Origin of the sequence: Paenibacillus sp. Marseille-Q4541 (genome assembly GCF_018310695.1) — a bacterium.
In the GTDB taxonomy this organism is placed as follows: Bacteria; Bacillota; Bacilli; order Paenibacillales; family Paenibacillaceae; genus Paenibacillus.
The window spans coordinates 40,311-60,143 of record NZ_JAGXCY010000027.1 but is presented as its reverse complement, the minus strand read 5'-3'; the positions used below and the strand labels follow the sequence as shown (position 1 = coordinate 60,143).

At 41.3% G+C, this 19,833-nt stretch carries 16 protein-coding genes, 1 tRNA gene, 1 pseudogene and 1 other annotated feature; of the genes and pseudogenes, 11 read left to right on the top strand and 7 right to left on the bottom strand.

Annotated elements, in window-relative coordinates; all coding sequences use genetic code 11:
* Positions 1-2: 2 nt before the first annotated feature.
* The 3 genes from KFT32_RS20835 to KFT32_RS20825 form a co-directional block, all read right to left on the bottom strand.
* Positions 3-1,463 carry an MFS transporter gene (locus tag KFT32_RS20835; protein WP_211749410.1) on the bottom strand — a complete coding sequence of 487 codons (1,461 nt, stop codon included), beginning with the start codon at positions 1,461-1,463 and terminating at the stop codon, positions 3-5.
* Positions 1,464-1,593: 130 nt separating this feature from the next.
* Positions 1,594-2,025, bottom strand: coding sequence for a flavodoxin domain-containing protein (locus KFT32_RS20830; RefSeq protein ID WP_211749409.1), 432 nt, complete (start codon positions 2,023-2,025; stop codon positions 1,594-1,596).
* 343 nt (positions 2,026-2,368) lie between these two features.
* Positions 2,369-2,971 carry a TetR/AcrR family transcriptional regulator gene (locus tag KFT32_RS20825; protein ID WP_211749408.1) on the bottom strand — a complete coding sequence of 201 codons (603 nt, stop codon included), beginning with the start codon at positions 2,969-2,971 and terminating at the stop codon, positions 2,369-2,371.
* A 183-nt stretch (positions 2,972-3,154) separates the two neighbouring features.
* Between KFT32_RS20825 and KFT32_RS20820 the strand changes: the two genes are divergently transcribed.
* The 9 genes and pseudogenes from KFT32_RS20820 to KFT32_RS20780 all read left to right on the top strand — a co-directional run bounded on the left by KFT32_RS20820 (position 3,155) and on the right by KFT32_RS20780 (position 12,974).
* A complete protein-coding gene (locus KFT32_RS20820; RefSeq protein WP_211749426.1) occupies positions 3,155-4,126 on the top strand; it encodes an iron-siderophore ABC transporter substrate-binding protein in 972 nt (323 codons plus the stop codon).
* Between the two features lie 24 nt (positions 4,127-4,150).
* A complete protein-coding gene (locus tag KFT32_RS20815; RefSeq protein WP_211749407.1) occupies positions 4,151-5,167 on the top strand; it encodes a FecCD family ABC transporter permease in 1,017 nt (338 codons plus the stop codon).
* Positions 5,154-6,191 carry a FecCD family ABC transporter permease gene (locus KFT32_RS20810; protein ID WP_249436032.1) on the top strand — a complete coding sequence of 346 codons (1,038 nt, stop codon included), beginning with the start codon at positions 5,154-5,156 and terminating at the stop codon, positions 6,189-6,191. The genes KFT32_RS20815 and KFT32_RS20810 overlap by 14 nt, the downstream gene beginning before the upstream one ends.
* Positions 6,192-6,316: 125 nt before the next feature.
* Positions 6,317-6,549 (top strand) — a binding site (T-box leader).
* 90 nt (positions 6,550-6,639) lie between these two features.
* Entirely contained in the window at positions 6,640-7,899 is a 1,260-nt protein-coding gene (gene tyrS / locus KFT32_RS20805; protein ID WP_211749406.1) for a tyrosine--tRNA ligase, read from the top strand.
* A 211-nt stretch (positions 7,900-8,110) separates the two neighbouring features.
* Positions 8,111-9,190, top strand: a complete 1,080-nt coding sequence (locus KFT32_RS20800) for an NAD(P)H-dependent flavin oxidoreductase (protein ID WP_211749405.1) — start codon at positions 8,111-8,113, stop codon at positions 9,188-9,190.
* Positions 9,191-9,341: 151 nt separating this feature from the next.
* Positions 9,342-10,295 (top strand): copper amine oxidase N-terminal domain-containing protein, encoded by a 954-nt coding sequence (locus KFT32_RS20795; protein ID WP_211749404.1) that lies wholly within the window; start codon positions 9,342-9,344, stop codon positions 10,293-10,295.
* Between the two features lie 318 nt (positions 10,296-10,613).
* Positions 10,614-11,806, top strand: a pseudogene (locus KFT32_RS20790) (glycine C-acetyltransferase).
* Between the two features lie 9 nt (positions 11,807-11,815).
* Complete coding sequence (locus KFT32_RS20785) at positions 11,816-12,751, top strand: NAD-dependent epimerase/dehydratase family protein (protein WP_211749403.1); 936 nt, start codon at positions 11,816-11,818, stop codon at positions 12,749-12,751.
* Between the two features lie 150 nt (positions 12,752-12,901).
* A tRNA-Lys gene (locus tag KFT32_RS20780) sits at positions 12,902-12,974 on the top strand.
* A gap of 44 nt (positions 12,975-13,018) precedes the next feature.
* On the opposite strand, the gene KFT32_RS20775 is transcribed toward KFT32_RS20780, so the two are convergent.
* From KFT32_RS20775 to KFT32_RS20760, 4 genes are all read right to left on the bottom strand, one after another.
* On the bottom strand, positions 13,019-13,906 hold the full coding sequence (locus KFT32_RS20775) for a deoxyribonuclease IV (RefSeq protein WP_211749424.1): 888 nt from the start codon (positions 13,904-13,906) through the stop codon (positions 13,019-13,021).
* Between the two features lie 197 nt (positions 13,907-14,103).
* Positions 14,104-15,090 carry a TIGR03943 family putative permease subunit gene (locus tag KFT32_RS20770; RefSeq protein WP_211749402.1) on the bottom strand — a complete coding sequence of 329 codons (987 nt, stop codon included), beginning with the start codon at positions 15,088-15,090 and terminating at the stop codon, positions 14,104-14,106.
* A 14-nt stretch (positions 15,091-15,104) separates the two neighbouring features.
* Positions 15,105-16,097 (bottom strand): permease, encoded by a 993-nt coding sequence (locus KFT32_RS20765; RefSeq protein ID WP_211749401.1) that lies wholly within the window; start codon positions 16,095-16,097, stop codon positions 15,105-15,107.
* Between the two features lie 302 nt (positions 16,098-16,399).
* A complete protein-coding gene (locus KFT32_RS20760) occupies positions 16,400-17,323 on the bottom strand; it encodes a S66 peptidase family protein (RefSeq protein ID WP_211749400.1) in 924 nt (307 codons plus the stop codon).
* Positions 17,324-17,531: 208 nt separating this feature from the next.
* Between KFT32_RS20760 and KFT32_RS20755 the strand changes: the two genes are divergently transcribed.
* Both KFT32_RS20755 and KFT32_RS20750 read left to right on the top strand, forming a co-directional pair.
* Positions 17,532-18,449 (top strand): LysR family transcriptional regulator, encoded by a 918-nt coding sequence (locus KFT32_RS20755; protein ID WP_211749399.1) that lies wholly within the window; start codon positions 17,532-17,534, stop codon positions 18,447-18,449.
* Between the two features lie 103 nt (positions 18,450-18,552).
* Entirely contained in the window at positions 18,553-19,695 is a 1,143-nt protein-coding gene (locus KFT32_RS20750; RefSeq protein ID WP_211749398.1) for a 5-methyltetrahydropteroyltriglutamate--homocysteine S-methyltransferase, read from the top strand.
* The last annotated feature ends 138 nt before the right edge of the window (positions 19,696-19,833 follow it).

The window sequence follows — 19,833 nt, the reverse complement described above, 5'->3', positions numbered from 1 at the left end:
TACTAGTAATTCACAGCGTGATCTTCTTGTTTGTTAAAGGCGATGATGGCAGCAATTAGCAGTAGGATAACTCCAGTGAATAGAAACCCTCCGGAAATATTGAAGGGCAGCCATCCTAACACGGAAGATCCAGCAACAACACCTAAAGAGAAGAAAGCATAGAAGTAACCGTAAGCTTTCCCGCGGAGCTCCGCTGGGGTAGCTTTGATGAGCATCGTATTAATGGATGGAAACAAGAGGGCAAAACCTACGCCATATAAACCTAGTACGATGTAAAGGGTAAGTGTTGTCGTAGATTGGCTAATGAGCAGTTGGCTTAGTCCCATTAGTCCCATACCAATAGCCATTGTGATGGATGGGGCGACACGATCAAAAATACGATTCGTAGGAAGGACAAATAATAGAACTGCAATGATCCCAAAAGTGCTCATCAAGGTGCCGCTTAATCTAGAATCATATCCAAGTGTTTGAACATGCAAGGGTAACAAATAAGCAATTACACCTTGAGAAAACATTAAGAAAAACGCACCACTATACGCTTTTATCACACCTGCATTAATGATCGAGCCTGATGATGGTTGTACACGAACTTCTTTCTCTTTCTTCGATACCTTATATTTACTAAGAAAAATAACAGATAGAATAGCTAGTAAAAAGCCTAATATAGCTACGCATGTAAAGACGAAAGGGACGGACGTTTTGCTAGCCATGATCCCACTGAAAGCAGGGCCGATAATAGCTGCTAGTCCCACAAAAGTACCAGTGAAAGCGACTTTTTTTCCTTGCTGATTATTAATCGTCGTATTGGCAGAGAAAGTGAATGCAGCAGGGACGATGAGTCCGGCGACAAAACCATGGATGATGCGGACAATGATCAAAAATGTAGGTGAATCGACGAAATAATAAAGCAAAAGCGCGCCACTTGTTAATAGTAAGCCGACAATAAGTATTTTGAAAGGTCCGATCTTATCCGTTAGGATACCAGATAAAATATTGCCGAGCGTATTGGTTAACGAATATAGCCCAACCACAAAGCCCACGATAAACGTGCTTGCTCCGACAGAAGTCGCAAATGTACTCATGACCGGCAGCTGCGCAAACAAATCGATAAAAGAGAAGAACACAATACTATACACAATCAGGGAAAAGTTAAAAGGCTTCACCTTGTATTGGGTTTGTGCTTTCTTCAGTTTAAAGTCCAAAATAAAATTTCCAAGCGGGATAAAAGCTGCGACGAGTGCAGCAGTAGGCCAAAATAAGCTCCAGTCCACTCGTATAGCAGTATAAAGTATCGCGAGTGCATATAGACAGAAAATCACGCCGTGAATACTCCCCATAATCGAAACGGCTGCGTCGATGCCACCAATATATTTCATGGGCATTGCGATACCTAACAAAAAGAGAAATGAAAAACCGTCTAATAGACCTGTAATACGTAAAAAAGAAATTGGATGTGCACGCAATTGTCATACTCCTAATTCATATTTTGAACAGATGACTCCATTCTAACATTTTATTAGGCGAGTAAAAATGGGATGGGCTGAGTAATTTTTTTCCGATTTCGGAAATGTAACAGAATTCTCACAACATGGCTTATTTGAAATGTTCAGAAAAGCTTTTTATCCGATCTACAAAAATCCCTTTTAATTGATCTGCTCCTTCTTTTGGCGCTGCATAGGCTTTATAACCACCAAATGACTCAATACAGATCGCCGCTTTTTTGAGATCAGCAGGGATGTTTTGTTCTATGATCTCTTCTGTTTTCTTTGGCTTTTCATTACAAATGTAATAGCCCATTTGCTTATTAAGTAATTCGTTTTGGTTTTTTTTGATAAAATCGCGTATGGGCTTATATATTTTTCCGTCTCTTACGCCTGCGCCAAGAATGATATAATCAAATTTTTCAATGTTAGGCTTATCGATTTGAATGTTGCATAACGTACTATCCGGTAACGCTTCTGATAATATTTTTGCACATTGCTCGGTAGCTCCCGTTTTAGTAGCATATAGGATTAATGAAGTCACTTGTGTCGCACCCTTTACAAATGTTTGTTGTTTTCAGAATAAGCTCAAATTTTCCGATTAAGATTCTTGATAGTTAATTATCTCGATTAACGAGATAATATAATTCTAAAAGCAGGTATTATCTTTGTCAACGGGGGTCTATGAATCGCTTATCAATGCTTGTTTAACTTTCAAAGGGAGGAATCTTCTAAATAAGATGAAGTGTGGTCAGATAAATTGGGGATCAAATCTTCAGAGTGATGAGCTTCGGGGGTTTGTTTTACGTAGAAGGAAGTTGGGGAGCTAAATATCTCTATAAATTTAAGAGTGAATTGATCTAGGACTCCCCCAAAAGCTGGGCCATTTAATTCGTATTTTGGATGCAAACCTGTCGTATGGAATCCGTAAGCTGGTAAGCAAGCAAACCGATTTCCTCCGGTGATTGCTTATAAAACTTAAGACTCCATTCAATTAATAAACCATGCAAAACCGATGCCAAGGATCGAAAAGCATAATAATGGAGCTCGCCGGTATAAGTATGAGGTGGCATAAAATATGTTACATATTTATTTTTAATAAAGTACTCAATGCTTCTATATATGATTTGTCTGATTTTACGATCAGATGATTGAATATTGAGAAATAAAGAGTTTGGGACAAAATCTTTCCACATTTGAAAAAAGGCAATGAATATGTCTTCGTTTGTCAGTTCTCTTTCAATTAGTTTACTGTCGAAGTAATTAAATTGATGACATAGATATTCATATAAAATATCATCTTTGTCTTGATAATTTCGATATATCGTTTGTCTGGCAAGACCAGACTTTTTGGCGATTTCAGTAACTTTGATATCGGAGTATACTTTTGTCTCCATTAAATAAAGCAGAGAGAGGGTAATCCATTCTTTCGATTGTTGTTGTCCTTCGATGAAGTTCTCTATATGTAACACTTCCTTCATTTTGTCCATTTTAGTCCTGCTTCTATTGAAATGGAATGTAGAGTATATTAGTGTTGTAATTGTATCATGTAAAGAACCGTATGCGCATCGGTTATTAGAGAGGTCTATTTTTTTGATAAACATTGAGAATGATATTCATTATTAGAAATAGGGGCGGAAAAAGTGAAAAAATTGAAAGCATATCCCAAATCAATGCTAACTATATTACTACTTATGGTCTTAACGGTGTTGACAGCTTGTGCAAGCAATGGGGGTAACACGACCACTGGAAATTCCGAAACTGGTCAACCAGACAAGGAAACTCCGGTTGTTGAGACTAGAACGATAGATCATGCAATGGGAAAAACAGATATTACGGGTACTCCTCAAAGAATTGTTGTCTTAACGACACAAGGTACGGAGACTTTACTAGAATTAGGAATTAAACCAGTGGGTGCGGTTCAATCTTGGATTGGAGACCCATGGTACGATCATATTAAGGGTCAAATGGACGGCGTAGAGGTCGTTGGTGATGAAACACAACCCAATATGGAGTTAATCGCTAGTTTACAACCTGATTTGATATTAGGCACGAAGGTAAGACAAGAAAAAATATACGATCAACTAAGTGCAATCGCACCTACGGTATTCACTGAAAATCTTGGCGATAGCATGATCGACAATTTCAAACTATTTGCTAGTGCATTGAATTTAGAATCAGAGGGTGAGCAAGTTCTTGCTGATTTCGATAAATTGGTCGAAGATACAGCGGCCAGAATAGGTGACAAAGCGAAAGCGGAAGTATCCCTTGCTCGTTTCCAGGCAGGCCAGGCTAGAGTATATTATCTGCAAAACTTTGCCGGCGTTGTGTTTGATAAACTAGGAATTGCAAGAACTGAAGCACAACAGAAAGAAGAATTTGCGGAAGAAATAACAAAGGAACAAATAGGCATATTAGATGGCGATGTATTGTTCTATTTTGCTTCGGACCGTAGTGGGGAAACGGCTGCTTCTGATACTGCAAAAGAGTGGCTCGCTGATCCAATCGCACAAAATATGAAAGTGAATCAAAATGGACAAGTTTATCAAGTTGATGAGGCGATCTGGAACTCAGCGGGAGGCATCATTGCTGCTAAACTATTAGTTGCAGACATTGAAAAATATTTTGCAGATATTCAGCTGTAGTGACGTTAAGAGGGGAAGAACAATATGAACTCTCTTATAACTAGTAACAGAGGAAAAACGCTTGGTTTAATCATCGCGTTTTTTCTGTTTTTGGGAGCTGGTGTTGCCAGTATCTTGTGGGGATTAAAGAGTTTTGATATAGCAACTGTAATTCAAGCTTATACTTCATTCTCAGGCAGCGATGAACAACTGATTATACGAACATCTAGAGTTCCTCGTACTTTGACTGCAGCTGTTATTGGCTGTAGTCTAGCGATGGCCGGCGTGTTGTTGCAAGCGATGACAAGGAACCCACTCGCCTCTCCCTCTATCCTAGGGGTTAATGCCGGTGCCGCTTTGGCCATTGTAGCGATGTTATATTGGTATGGTGCGGTATTTTCTTTCTCCCAATTGATGTGGTTTGGTTTTATTGGAGCGGGTATAACCGCATGCCTTATATTCATGATAGCAATGATCGGAAATGGAGGGATGACGCCCTTGAAGCTGATACTAACGGGATCGGCTTTGGCGTCTTTTGCCTCTTCGTTGAATTCATTGTTTATGCTGATTAGTGATGAAACATTGGAAGGTGCGCTCTATTGGTTAACCGGTTCAGTTTCCAACAGCAATATGAATCATACCCTTCAAATGTTGCCGTATTTTATTATTGCTTGGGTGATTGCATTGTTCCTGTGCCGTTCCCTCAACATCATGTCGATGGGAGAGGATGTGGCAACGGGACTCGGACAAAGCATCTTCTGGATCAGAATCATAACGATATTCGTCGTGGTCATTCTTGCTGGGGGAAGTGTCGCTTTAGCGGGTCCCATTAGTTTTGTAGGTATTATGATTCCTCATATCTCCCGCTGGTTCATTGGTAATGATCATCGTTGGCTTCTTCCATATAGTGCAGTGTTAGGTGCTGCTTTTTTATTGCTCGCTGATGTGTTATCTCGGTTTTTACTTGATTCTAGAGAAGTACCAGTTGGTGTTACCACAGCAATTCTAGGTGTCCCCTTTGTCGTGATACTTGTAAGGAGGAAGGCACTTGGACAGAACTAAACCGGTACAGCAAAAGCTGAAAAGGTATCATAGCCAGTCATTTACTACTTTGAAAATAGGTTTTCTGTTATTGCTGTTACTTATTACGATTCTGATAAGTATCGGAATGGGAAGTTTACATGTGCCTATTAAGGACGTCATACAATCTATGATCGGTATGGGGGAAGCCAAATATCAGCTTATTCTATGGCAACTGCGTTTGCCTCGCATTGTAGCTGCAATACTCGTAGGCGCTGCCATGGCGATTTCCGGAACGATACTACAAGCATTGATAAGAAATCCTTTGGCCTCACCTGATTTGATGGGGACAACTTCTGGAGCAACAGCTGCTGTTGTCGCATTTATTACTATTATGAATGGGCAAGTAAGTGTAGGATGGCTTCCAGTAGCGGCTTTAGTAGGAGGGTGTCTTGCTTCCACTATAACTTATATGTTTGCATGGAAGAATGGTAGTTCACCATTACGTATGGCAATGATAGGAGTGGCCATCTCTACGGCAATGGGGGCTTTAACGGTATACTTTACACTTGCAGGACCTTTGTATTTGGTATCACAGGCTTTAGGATGGATGGCTGGAACGGTATATGGAACTTCGTGGAATCATGTAATGTATTTGGCTCCGTGGGTAATTATTTGTGGACTGATCACTCTATTTCAATCTAGAAGCCTGAACTTATTAGCATTAGGAGATCAGATAGCGGTTGGCGTAGGTCTAAGAGTGGAAAGGAAAAGATTCCTCTTTATCGCGTTAAGTGTTATATTAGCCAGTTCTGCTGTAGGGATTGCGGGAGGAATCAGTTTTGTAGGTTTGATGGCACCTCATATGGCTCGTAAAATAGTAGGTAATAACCATAGCGCGATCCTGCTTACTTCAGCGATATTAGGTTCATTTTTTGTATTGCTAGCCGATCTTGTGGGTAGAACGCTTTTCGTTCCCATGGATATACCAGCAGGAATTTTCACTGCTATTCTGGGCGCTCCATTTTTTATTTATTTGATGTATCGCCAGCGTACTCATGTATAAATTGGCAGGATTCGTTTAATTCGGTTTTTGTGGGGAAGTTCTCGATGAGGATCGGCCAGCCTATCCTGTCTAAACTTAGTTGACATTAAAAAAATAATTCACTATACTGTCTGTAATCTTATATGTGATATACGTTGAAAGAGCCCAGTAGCAGCTTAGTCACTGTTCTAGAAAGCCGGGGGTTGATGGAACCCGGTACACACTAAGCCACGCGAATTACACTCTGGAGTATCTCGGGTAATGCCGAGCGGAAGTGGCGAACGATAACTCGCGAAAGAGCGGCATGAATGGCGCACGTTACGTGCGAGGTCCATTTATGCAATCTGGGTGGTAACACGGTTGTTCAATCGTCCCTATGTCTACAATAGACATAGGGACGATTTTTTTTACCGTGGAAATGATATTTCTCGTTATAAGAATACCTATGAAACGAAGGAGTGTAGTGGCTATGAATATTATTGATGAACTGGAATGGCGCGATGCCATTAATCAACAAACGGATGCGGAAGGCCTTCGTGAATTAACGAATCAAAAATCGGTATCGCTCTACTGCGGTGTCGATCCTACGGGTGACAGTATGCATATTGGTCACTTGATTCCATTTATGGTGTTGAAACGTTTCCAACTTGCTGGCCATCGTCCTGTTATTCTCATTGGTGGTGCTACAGGTACGATTGGTGATCCAAGTGGTCGTCAATCAGAGCGTTCCTTGCAAACGCTCGAAGAAGTACAAGCTAACGTGGATGCACTAACCAATCAAATGAAAAAGCTCTTCATTACAGAAGGCGACAATCAAATTCGTATGGTCAACAACTATGACTGGACACATAAAATCAATGTCATTGAATTTTTGCGTGATTACGGTAAAAACTTTAGCCTGAATTCCATGCTTGCAAAAGATGTTGTGGCGAGTAGACTCGAAAGTGGGATTTCCTTTACCGAATTCTCTTACCAAATCTTGCAGTCACTTGACTACTTGCATCTGTTCCAGAATGAAGACGTTCAACTGCAAATCGGTGGCTCTGATCAATGGGGTAACATTACAAGCGGTCTTGATCTAATCCGGAAAAAAGAAGGGGCTGAGGCGAAAGCTTTCGGTCTCACGATTCCGCTGATGCTGAAAGCCGATGGTACGAAATTTGGTAAATCCGCTGGGGGTTCGATATGGCTGGATCCGAAGAAAACAACCCCATTCGAGTTCTACCAGTTCTGGGCAAATACGGATGACCGTGATGTTGTGAAATACTTGAAGTACTTTACTTTCCTTTCCAAAGAGGAAATTGATGAGCTAGCTGAGAAGGTTCAGACCGAACCTCACAAACGCGAAGCACAGAAGAAGCTCGCTGAAGAAATGACAAGATTTGTTCACAGTGAAGAAATGCTGGAGCAAGCTAAACGTATTACTGCTGCTTTGTTTAGTGGCGATATTAAATCACTCACTGCAGACGAGATTGAGCAAGGTTTTAAAGAAATGCCTACTTTCGAAGCAACGCAAGAATCGAAAAATATCGTAGACTGGCTCGTTGATCTCGGTATTGAGCCATCTAAACGTCAGGCGCGTGAGGATATTACCAAAGGTGCAATTTCGATGAATGGTGAGCGCGTTACGGATGTGAACTTTGAAGTCACATCTAATGAAGCTATCGGCGGTCGATTTATCATTATCCGCAAAGGAAAGAAAAACTACAGCTTGGTGAAAATGTCCTAAGAGACAGATTCACTCGATGTATGATGATGTCAGAGGAAGACCTCCTAGGCACAATAACATCAAAAGCCGCTGAACACTTTTTGAAGTTTTCAGCGGCTTTTTTACGTTGGAGAACAAGTGTAGAACACGAATTTCTACAATAATTAGGAAGCTGGAACTTCTATTTTTCACATGTTACCATTGGGTTACCATTATTTAGAAGGAGGTCATTATGAATATTCAACTGCAGACGAAACTTTGTCACATGTTTCATATTCAATATCCCCTTTTTTTAGCGGGAATGGCAGGGGGACCATCGACGGTAAACCTAGTGGCTGCTGTGTCTAATGCAGGTGGACTAGGTACACTGGGCGCAGCTTATATGGAGCCCGATGCTATTCGTACAAGCATTCAGGAAATTCGCAAACGGACGGATAAGCCGTTTGGAGTTAATCTTTTTGCATCTCCGGTTTCTGATAACGATACGAGAATCGGTGAAGTGAACGGGGTACTGAATCGGATGCGAGAGGAGCTTCATGTTCCTCTTGAGAATACATCTACAGTAAAGTCGCCGGATCTTTTTGAAAAACAGTGTGCTGTAATTCTCGAAGAAAGGGTGCCGGTCATTAGTACCGCTTTTGGTGTTCTTCCTGAGCCTTTCATGCAGCATGCTAAAGAAGCTAATCTTCTTGTTGTTACGATGGTCACCACGGTAGAGGAAGCGATCATGGCGGAGCAAGCAGGATGTGATGCTATTGTTGCCCAAGGCAGTGAAGCAGGAGGACACCGCGGAACGTTTGACATGGTGAAGCACCCGATGGGAGCCAATATAGGAACTTTCGCATTAGTACCACAAATCGTAGATCATGTTCAAATTCCAGTTATTGCAGCAGGAGGTATTATGGATGGACGGGGACTTATTGCCTCACTCGTTCTTGGAGCGCAAGGGATCCAAATGGGAACCCGATTTCTAACTGCCATCGAATCGGGTGCGCATGAAGTATACAAACAGGCTTTGCTGGAAAGCACCGAAGAAAGTACAGTCATAACAAAAGCATTCTCAGGTAGGCCCGCGAGAGGCATACGCAATTCCTTTATCAGGCAATGGGATGCCAGTGGGATTCAGCCGCTTCCTTTTCCTACACAGAATACGGTGACTCGCGATATTAGAAACGCGGCTAGCCGCATGTGTAATCCTGACTATATGTCATTGTGGGCAGGGCAAGGGACAAGACTGCTTACCTCAGGTCAATCGGCAGGAGATATTGTTGCAGATATTATCCAGCAAGCTCGCTCCATTTTGCCGAGATAGCTCTTCTATTTGAACTGTTCGGTTTATTTTTAAAACATGAAATAATGGATGACTTAGGAACTATATGAAATCCAATAACATGATTCTATATACCTATTCTTGTGTTAGTGTTATGATATAGAAAATAATGTTATTGGAGGAATATGGTTTCATGAATATCAGGAGATTGTTAAGTATTTTCATATTTTTACTAGCATTTAGTAGCTTTAACGGGATGATTCATGCTGCATCAAGTAATGAGGCCCAAAAAACGTCGGTCACTATTAAAGATAGTGGTGTAATTCTAAAAAATACTTCTATGGTTCCCATAGCCCCGGTCCTGAAAAACTTAGGTGGAACAGTACAATTAAATAATAAGACTAAGGAAATTGCCTTTAGCTATGGAAATACAAAGATAAAAGCAAAACTGGATTCTAGGGTTATCCATATTAATGGTGTGAAATCCTCATATGCAGTAGCACCTCAAATTATTAATGGGAAGTTAATGGTTCCCATTCAGCTAATCAAAGATTTACTTAAAGCAACCATAGCAGTAGAGCAAGGTACATACGATTATTATTCTAAATACATTAAATCCATTACAGTGACGGTAAAGAACAAAAGCGTGACGATTCCCATCAATGATTTGTATGAATCTTATCAAAAGTATATTGGTAAATCCGCATGGATTAACGTACCCTTTGTGGTAATCGAAGATCTATATGGTAACAATGCTTCTGATAATATAAAGAACTTAGCTCAAGTAAAAATAACCAACGTTACTAGGGACGATTCCTTTGAGGATTGGATTAACGTGCACTTCTTCTATAAAGGAAAAACGTATATTGCCATGTTGGCATATTATAATTTTGATTATGGAATTCATACCGTTAACCCTCGAAGCGAGTACAATTTTTCTCAAAAAGCTTGGGAACTAATTGGAGATATGAGGATCAGTACAGGGATGACCCCTGAAATGGTTTATTTGTCCTGGGGGCCCTACAATAGCAATTCAAAAGATGTTTATAACTGGGGAACATCAGAATTATGGGTTTATGAAGGCTCAAGCTATGATCAATATTTATACTTCTTTGATGATGTTTTACAATCAATTTCGACATACTGATCGTAAATAGGAACAAGAATAGGTTATCCAAGATTGGAAGAGAGAGCATACATGTGCTCTCTTTTTTTATTATGTTGTTATCCATATGGCATAACGAAGATTTTTGGTAGGGGGAGGAGGAAGACAATAGGAGGGAGAATATGTAATTAAGCATTAATGTATGCGTTTTCTTTATTCTGTTGATCCTTACAATCATTATCGAAGGTACTCACATGTACCATGAAATATGGTGATTGCAATGGACGTAGGCACATAGGATGGAAAGTAGAGCAGTAAAGAATGTGTAAAGAGAAATGAGATGACATGGAGGGGAATAATATGGCAAGTCAACGATTATCCGCTTTTTTACAGACAAATCTCTCAGCTCTGAAAGCTGAAGGACTGTACAATACAATTGAACCCCTAGAGAGTCCCAATGGTCCAATCATTCTCATTCAAGGAAAGGAATTTATAAATCTATCATCTAACAATTATCTTGGACTCGCCATGGATAAACGATTGATAGAAGCAGCAAATCAAGCCACGAACTCTTTCGGGGCTGGCAGTGGTGCGGTTAGGAGCATTAATGGAACACTGAGAGTTCATGAAGAACTAGAAATTCGGCTGGCCCGATTTAAAGGGACAGAAGCAGTTCTTACATATCAATCCGGTTTTAATTGTAATATGGCTGCCATTTCCGCAGTAATGGGGCCTGATGATCTCATTTTGTCTGACGAATTAAATCACGCCTCGATTATCGACGGATGCCGATTGTCCAGAGCCACCGTGTTACGCTATGCACACTCTGATATGGATGATCTGCGCACAAAGGCAAACGAAGCTAGGAAACACGGAAAATACGAAAAAATCATGGTCATTACTGATGGGGTATTTTCAATGGATGGAGATATTGCAAGGCTCCCTGACATTGTAGAGATCGCGAATGAATATGACTTGATTACTTACGTAGACGATGCCCACGGTTCGGGCGTCTTGGAAAAGGTAAAGGCACGGTCAAACACTTTGGATTATCAGACCAGGTCGATATGCAGATCGGTACATTATCTAAAGCAGTAGGTGTGGTTGGTGGTTATGTTGCAGGCTCTTCTGATCTGATTGATTGGTTAAAAGTGCGCAGTCGTCCTTTTTTGTTCTCCACTGCGCTTCCACCAGGAAGTGCAGCAGCCTGTATAGCGGCCATTGACATTCTTGAAGACAGTGTAGAGTTGCAGCAAAAACTATGGGAGAACGTTGCATATCTACAACAAGGGCTAAAAGATTTAGGCTATTCTATCGGCCGGACAGAAACACCGATTACTCCATGCATTATCGGAAATGAGGAAGTGACACAACGCTTTAGTACCAGACTGTACCAAGAAGGCATTTATGCAAAAGCTATCGTTTTTCCGACGGTACCAAAAGGTACAGGTCGCGTAAGAAACATGCCTACAGCAGCACATACGACAGAAATGTTGGACCGTACTCTGGCCGCTTACCGAACGGTAGGGACTGAGCTGGGTCTGATCGAATAGGAGGCTCTTATGAAACGAATTGTGGTAACGGGAGCATTGGGGCAGATCGGCTCGGATTTGGTCTTTCAGTTGCGGCAGCTATATGGAGAAGATGCGGTTCTTGCCACTGATATTCGTAATAATCAAAGCGAGGTTGTCTTATCAGGCCCGTTTCATCTGCTGGATGTAACGGATGGTCAGGCATTTTTCAATTTGGTTAGAACACATCAGGCAGATACCATTATACATTTGGCTGCCCTTTTGTCTGCGAAAGCAGAAGATAATCCTCTGCAAGCTTGGCAACTTAATATGGGAGGACTGTTAAATGCACTGGAAGTGGCGAGGGAAAGATCGTGCCAGTTTTTCACGCCAAGTTCAATAGCTTCTTTTGGACACAGTACACCCAAAGAAGCGACCCCTCAAAATACCATGCAGCGACCAGCTACGATGTATGGGGTAAGCAAAGTTGCCGGTGAACTGCTGTGTGATTACTATTTTCATAAATTCGGGCTAGATACGAGAGGTCTGCGTTTCCCTGGTCTCGTGTCTCATACTTCCCCTCCAGGTGGGGGGACTACAGATTATGCAGTAGATATGTACCTGAAAGCAGCCAGAGGGGAAAGCTATACTTCATATATAAGTGAAGGAACATTTCTAGATATGATGTATATGCCGGATGCCATTCAAGCCGTGATACAGTTGATGGAGACGGATGCTGCAAAGCTAATTCATCGGAATGCATTTAATGTGTCAGCGATGAGCGTAGACCCTGAAATGATTGCGGTAAGTATACGAAGGCATGTTCCAGATTTTATACTCTCCTATGAGTCTGATCCGATTCGCCAAAAAATTGCAGAAGAGTGGCCGAATGCGATAGACACGTCTGCTGCAAGGACAGAATGGAATTTTCAAACCAAATTTAATTTGGATCAAATGACAGATGATATGTTGTCTCATCTCGCTTAAGAACTTTCTAAAAAGCCGTCCAACACAGCGATGATATGTGTTTACGGCTTTTTAGGTTGAAAGAAGTTGGCAAGAATGAAGATTATATGTTAATATAGACACAGGTAAGATGTTTCAATAGGTAACGATAAGGGTATTATATTACGACATGGGTTCTTAGCTCAGTTGGTAGAGCAGTTGACTCTTAATCATCTGGTCGAGGGTTCGAGTCCCTCAGAACCCATCATCCTAGTTACAGGAAAGACGGCGATTTTTTGCCGTCTTTTTTTATTTCACATCAAATGCTGTCTTATCGACAGGGACTTCAATCTCTCTCCGTAACAAAGCGATTTCGTGCTTATAAGGTGCATGTTTATATTTAATAGGACCAAGGGATGGAGTCTCAAGTAGTTTGGGGATATTTACAAACTGTGGATGGTGAACAACATAATCAAGCGCCTGGAGTCCAATATATCCATGACCGATATTTTCGTGCCGATCCTTTCGAGAGCCACGTTCATTTTTGGAGTCGTTAATATGCAACACCTTAATACGGTCAACACCGACTATTTTATCAAATGTGTTTAGAACTCCATCAAAATCCTCCGCTACATTATATCCGGCATCGTGGATATGGCATGTATCCATACATACGGACAATTGTTCGTTATTCGTGACACCGGAGATGATCTCGGCTAGTTCTTCGAAACTTCGGCCACACTCGGTCCCTTTACCAGCCATCGTTTCCAGTGAAATTTGAACCTCACTTTTTTCAGAAAGGATTTCATTTAACCCTTCAATAATTTTTTGGATTCCAACTTTGAGTCCGGCGCCGACATGGCATCCAGGATGCAGGACAATTTGCTGGGAGCCAAGTGCTCTAGTTCGTTCCATTTCCGCTCGCATAAATTCAATACTATGTTCAAATACTTGAGGATTGATTGAATTTCCTAAATTCACAAGGAAGGGAGCATGAACAACGATGTTAGAGATTCCATGTTCCTTCATATGTACTTGGCCTGCAGTAATATTAAATGCTTCGAGAGGTTTTCTACGTGTGTTTTGGGGTGCTCCTGTATAGATAAGAAATGTAGAAGCCCCGTATGACGCTGCTTCTTCACTGGCTTGTAGAAGCATTTTCTTTCCACCCATGGACACATGGGAACCAATCAACATGTTCAATAGAACGTGCTCCTTTCTTTGCAGATTTCACTGATAACATATATTTGTTATGGGACGGAACAGCCCCACTTTTACAGACCGGATTATATGCAACTATATCGGATTGTTATGTTAAAGGTATCTCCCTTCCTGACCATTTGGATACCCTAAAGTCATATTTTTCAGAAGGACGAGAAGTAATTCCTGGCTTCTTATAGGATACGAATACTGATCGGGTACAAATAGGGCTGGTCAGGAGCAGGCACGGTCTTTACATTGGTAATTCTAATATAAGGTAGTTCCTGTTCGTTATGGACGATCGTATCAAGAACACCGTCAGCCTGTATCCAAGTATCTTCCTCTAGGATTTGTCCTTCAGGTAATTCGGAAAGAAAACCAATGAGAGTAGCATCTGCGATGCAGTGCGTAATGAGGAAGCGGGAAAGGACAAGTTGATTAGACGCTAGATCTTTTTCTTTATAGACAAACCCGGATAGATGAATAGTTTTCCCCTTGAATCGCTCAGGGTGTTCTCGTATATGGTCATAGTAAGTTGAGAAAATATTATTTTGCAGCTCAAGGGACTTTGTGTTTTCCATGTGTTGAAGCAGCTGTTTATATTGATCTTTAGACATTTCATTCTCGAATATTTGTTCATCCGGTGCATGTTCGGCGGGGGAATCGGTAGGATGTGAATCCAAAAGATCCTCTTCTACAAGATGTTCCAGCTCAGCAGCAGGTAAAGGATCTTGTTGAATCTGCTTCGAGGCTGGCTGATCCGTACCGGATAAAAGGAGCATACCACCTTTTTTGCTTGCAATAGAGCTATCAAGTGTCTTCACAGGAAGTAGAAATCCTGTCAAAAGAGGAAACAGAATAATGCTGTATCCTGCAAGCTTCCTCATACTAAAGTCAGAAGTGCCGTGATCATGGTGACAATGGTCATCATGACAGGAGTGATCGTGATGGTTATGATCGTGATCATGTTGATGCGTAGATGGACTCATCGTCCATATTCTCGTTAACTGGATTACAAATAACAAAGCAAAGAGAATTGCCGCACCTAAGCTTAGTATTTCATATTTGGGATTAACAAACTTCAGTATTTCGCCTGTTACATGCCATCGCAACAATAATAGCGAGAAGGAGAGCAGAATAATTGCCTTGAGTAACTGTTGGCCATAAAACTTGGTTTTCATCTCCTATAACCTCCTTATAGATAAGGATGTAGAAACATAAGTGTTGTGAAGATAGTAAGAACGATGAAGACCAGCACGGTCATTACAAAACGAGCCCGAAATACGCTGAGCATCATAATAGTATTTTTCAAGTCCATCATGGGCCCAAAGATGAGGAAACCCAAGATGGAAGTTGTCCCGAACAGGTGACTAAAAGAAGATCCGATAAATGCATCTGCTTCTGAGCAAAGCGAGAGAACATAGGCCAGTCCCATCATAATGAGCGTAGAAGAGGCCGTGCTTGTTGCAATGTCTACGAGTGCTTTTGCAGGTAGAAAAGTTTGCACGGATGCCGCAATAAAGGCTCCGAGAATAAGGAACTTACCCATGTCAAAAAATTCATCAATCGAATGATGCAGCATGTTTTTAAACTTTTGCGATAGTGGAGTTTTATCCTGAATGGTTGCAGTAACGATGTTATGTTGCCTAAACTGCGTTCCTGAGAAACTCATGCTAATAAAAAAAGTGACCAAAAGAGCAATCAGAAAACCAACACCCATTCGAAGGCCTGCGATACGAAAATCATTGCCAAAAGCCATATAGGTAGATGTAATAACGATAGGATTGATCAGTGGACCGGTGAGCATAAATCCGATACCTGCATAAATGGGAACTCCCTTGGAGACGAGTCTTCGGATGATGGGTACAATACCGCATTCGCAGGCGGGAAATAAAGCTCCAACCACACAGCTCATGAGAATGACTGCTACTTTGTTTTTGGGCATCCAACGAGTTATATGCTCTTCGGTGACAAAGATCTGGATGATGCCGGCAAGAAGTACACCTATGAGAACGAAGGGCATAGCTTCAATCAGTATGCTGAGAAAAATCGTGTTGAGTTGAAGAAGAGAAGAGGATAAAACGAGTGAATGAGTCTCGCTCGCAGCTTGTGCAAAGAAAAAGAAAGATAATCCCAAGAGGATTATACATGTGAATCCAATTGTAGAAGAGCGGAATAAACGGTTCATTTTAACCTCCTAATACATAGTAAGTTAATACGTATTCTATTGAATAGATTATGTTCATGTTAGTACAGTAGAACACAATTCATATCGAAAGATTCATAGAGTAAAGTTTCAGCCTATTTTCAAAATAGAAAATAACCGTTACTGAAACATTCAGTAACGGTTATTTTTATATTTTAGGTAGATGAGTTTACGTGGGTCACCTTACAGACGAAATCTCATGTTCTAATAACTCTTGGTCTTGAATTGGTTCAGTTAAAATCGAGTAGGGGGAGTAGTCTGGCCTGCCTAACAAGACAAGATACTCAGGCAACTACAGTTGGCTCAACAACAGTAAGTGTGTTCGCTTCCGTATCCAGATTCACGACAGCTCCTATCGGCAGTGCTGCTTTATATAGACCATGGGCTGTGGTCACATTGGTCATTAATGGTTTGCCAAGAGGAACGATGACGTCTTCAATCAACTCTTGATAAGATACACCATAAGCTTCAAGGCAACCTGTACATTCGCCCATAATGATGCCAGCACAGGCTTCCAGTTTACCCGCCAGCTGGAGATGGTTGATATAACGGTAGACCGTATTCGTGGGCTCATGTGTTTCTTCAATTAACAGGATTTTGTCCGTTACATCGATCTCATACGGGGTGCCTAATGTATCTACAAAGGAGGTAAGGTTTCCGCCAACAAGGGGTCCGGTCACATTTCCTTGGATTCGGCTGATCATGGGGATATTTGGAGGATTTGAGATGAGCCGGGTAGACTGAACGATAGAGGTTGCTGTGAAGAATTGGTCAAAGTTATAAGAGGGTGTACCTGAATTAAAGTCAATTAACATGAGGCTTTGCAGTGTAATCAAATCTGCATATTGATAAAGTGTGTTGAGCAGTATGGTAATATCACTGTACCCAGTGATCAGTTTCGGATTGCTGCGTATCACGTCAAAATCAAGATAGGGAAGAATTCCAGCCACACCGGTACCTCCACGAGTTGGGAGTATTAACTTAACCTCTTCATTCTGAAACATGGTCATGAGGTCTTGTGCACGGTCTTCATCTGTCCCGGCCAGAAACCCATCCTGATCGTATACGTGATCACCCACGATGATATTCAGTCCTGTTGTCTTCAGAACTTCAATTCGTGCATCAATAGTCGCCCGGCTAAGAGGACTCCCTAATGTGACAACTCCTACCGTATCCCCTTGTCTCAAAATAGATGGTGCAATGGCCATAGAATCCCTCTCCCAAAAATGAATGGTTGATATGCTAACTACCTATCGATTTGTTATCAAAATGTCGGATAGAGTTTGGTCAGTTTACATGGTTTGGTTCACATTATGTAGATAATAGGTGGATCATTCCCAAAATCATTGCGACAAAATAAGTTTTAACTACTGGTATAATGTTAGTAGAAACATTTTCGGAAGAAAGAGGGATGGTATGGCTACACTTACACAACTTAAATATGTCATTGAGGTTGCCAATCGCGGATCGATGAACGAAGCAGCTAAACGACTTTTCATCTCGCAGCCAAGTTTGTCCAAAGCCATTCGTGAGCTGGAAGAAGATATCGGGATTACTATTTTTGAACGTACGAATAAAGGAATTACGATTTCTCTTGAAGGCGTTGAATTTATGGGATATGCAAGGCAGGTTGCTGAACAAGCCGAGCTACTTGAAAGCAGATATATGAATGCGAAGCCCTCACCACAACATTTTTCAGTGTCTACTCAGCACTACGCCTTTGCTGTGAATGCTTTTGTAAAGCTCGTTCAGCAATATGGGCAGGAGGAATACGAACTTGCTCTGCGGGAAACGAAGACCCATGAAATTATTGAAGATGTTAAAACACTGCGCAGTGAAATCGGAATCTTGTATTTAAATGAATTTAACAGCAAAGTAATGAGCAAACTGCTGATCGCAGCAAATCTTCAGTTTCACAGTCTGTTTACAGCGAAGCCGCATATTTTTATTAGCGCCCAGAACCCGCTTGCTAGGCAATCTATTGTCTCCATAGAAGATCTGGAAGAGTATCCCTATCTATCGTTTGAACAGGGAGAGTACAATTCATTTCATTTCTCAGAGGAAATTTTGAGTACGTTATCTCATAAAAAAAGCATTCGGGTGAATGACCGCGCCACTCTCTTTAACCTATTGATTGGACTGAATGGTTACACTATTTCAACTGGAGTCTTGAGCGCAGATTTAAATGGAAATGATATTATCCCCGTACCTTTGGACTGCAATGAAACGATTAATGTCGGATGGATTTCTCATAAAAATGCGATGCTCTCGAAGCTTGCGACGGTTTATGTAGAGGCATTGCAGGAGGCAACCGAAAAATTTGATATAGTTTAAAGTTATAACCAGCTATAGTTTATTGGAGTTATGTTATAACTGATCGTTCATGTTATCTTTCTAGTACAACCTTAACGAATAACAATTAAAGGAGATAGATCACATGAGCCAGGCTACACAAGCAGGAACAGTTAGAAGCATAACTCCTTATCGGTATGATATTGTTGGGAGCTTTTTACGTCCAGAATCTTTGAAACAAGCGAGAGCTAAATTCCAAAACGGAGAAATCTCTCAAGCCGAACTCACCAAGATTGAAGATGAGGCAATTGTTCGTCTTGTTGAGAAACAAAAAGAAGTTGGATTACAGGCCGTAACGGACGGAGAATTTCGCCGCTCATGGTGGCACCTCGATTTCATGTGGGGTCTGGATGGAGTGGAGAAGGCCGAGGATGTTAAAGGCTATCCATTTCAAGGGGAAACGACAAGAGGAGAAACGGCGCGTCTTGTTGGTAAAGTAGGGTTTTCATCTTCCCATCCATTCGTTGATCATTACAAGTTTTTGAAACAAGCAGCGGGGGATGATGTAGTAGCACGCCAAACGATTCCTGCCCCTGCTCAGTTCCTATCTGAACTTCAGCGTCCGGAAAATAGAGCTTCTGTGGAGCAGTTCTATAGCAGTAAAGAAGAATTGGTAAATGATATTGCAATAGCTTATCATGATGCAATTCTTGCCTTTTATGAAGCAGGCTGCCGCAGTCTTCAGTTAGATGATTGCACGTGGGGAATGTTGTGTGACAAAAACTATTTAGAGGCTAAACAGTCAGAAGGAGTAAACGTAGCTGAAACTGCGAAGTTGTATGCACAGGTTAATGCACAGGCAGTTGCTTTCTTGCCTTCGGATTTGGTCATTACGACACATGTATGCCGTGGTAACTATCACTCTACATGGGCATCTTCCGGCGGATATGAGCCGATTGCAGAAACTTTGCTTGGCATTGAAAATGTTGCAGGTTACTATCTTGAATTCGATACAGACCGTGCGGGTGATTTCAAACCGCTTCGTTTCTTGAAGGAAGATCAGCAAGTTGTTCTCGGTCTGTTTTCTTCTAAGACAGGTGAGCTAGAGAATAAGGAAGAGATTGTAAAAAGAATTGAAGAAGCAACAGAGTATGTGGATATTAACCGAATTTGCCTAAGTCCACAGTGCGGGTTTGCTTCGACAGAAGAAGGGAACATTCTGACAGAAGAGCAGCAATGGAACAAGCTTGCCTTTATTAAAGAAGTAGCAGACGAAATCTGGCAGTAATTATAGCAAAATAAAATCCCCCTTGAGCACTTGTGGAAACGAATCTTCCAAGTGTCTCAGGGGGGATTTTATATACAATGAATGAAATAAAAAAGATCAGAATACGGTACTCACACCGGATTCTGATCAATTATCAAG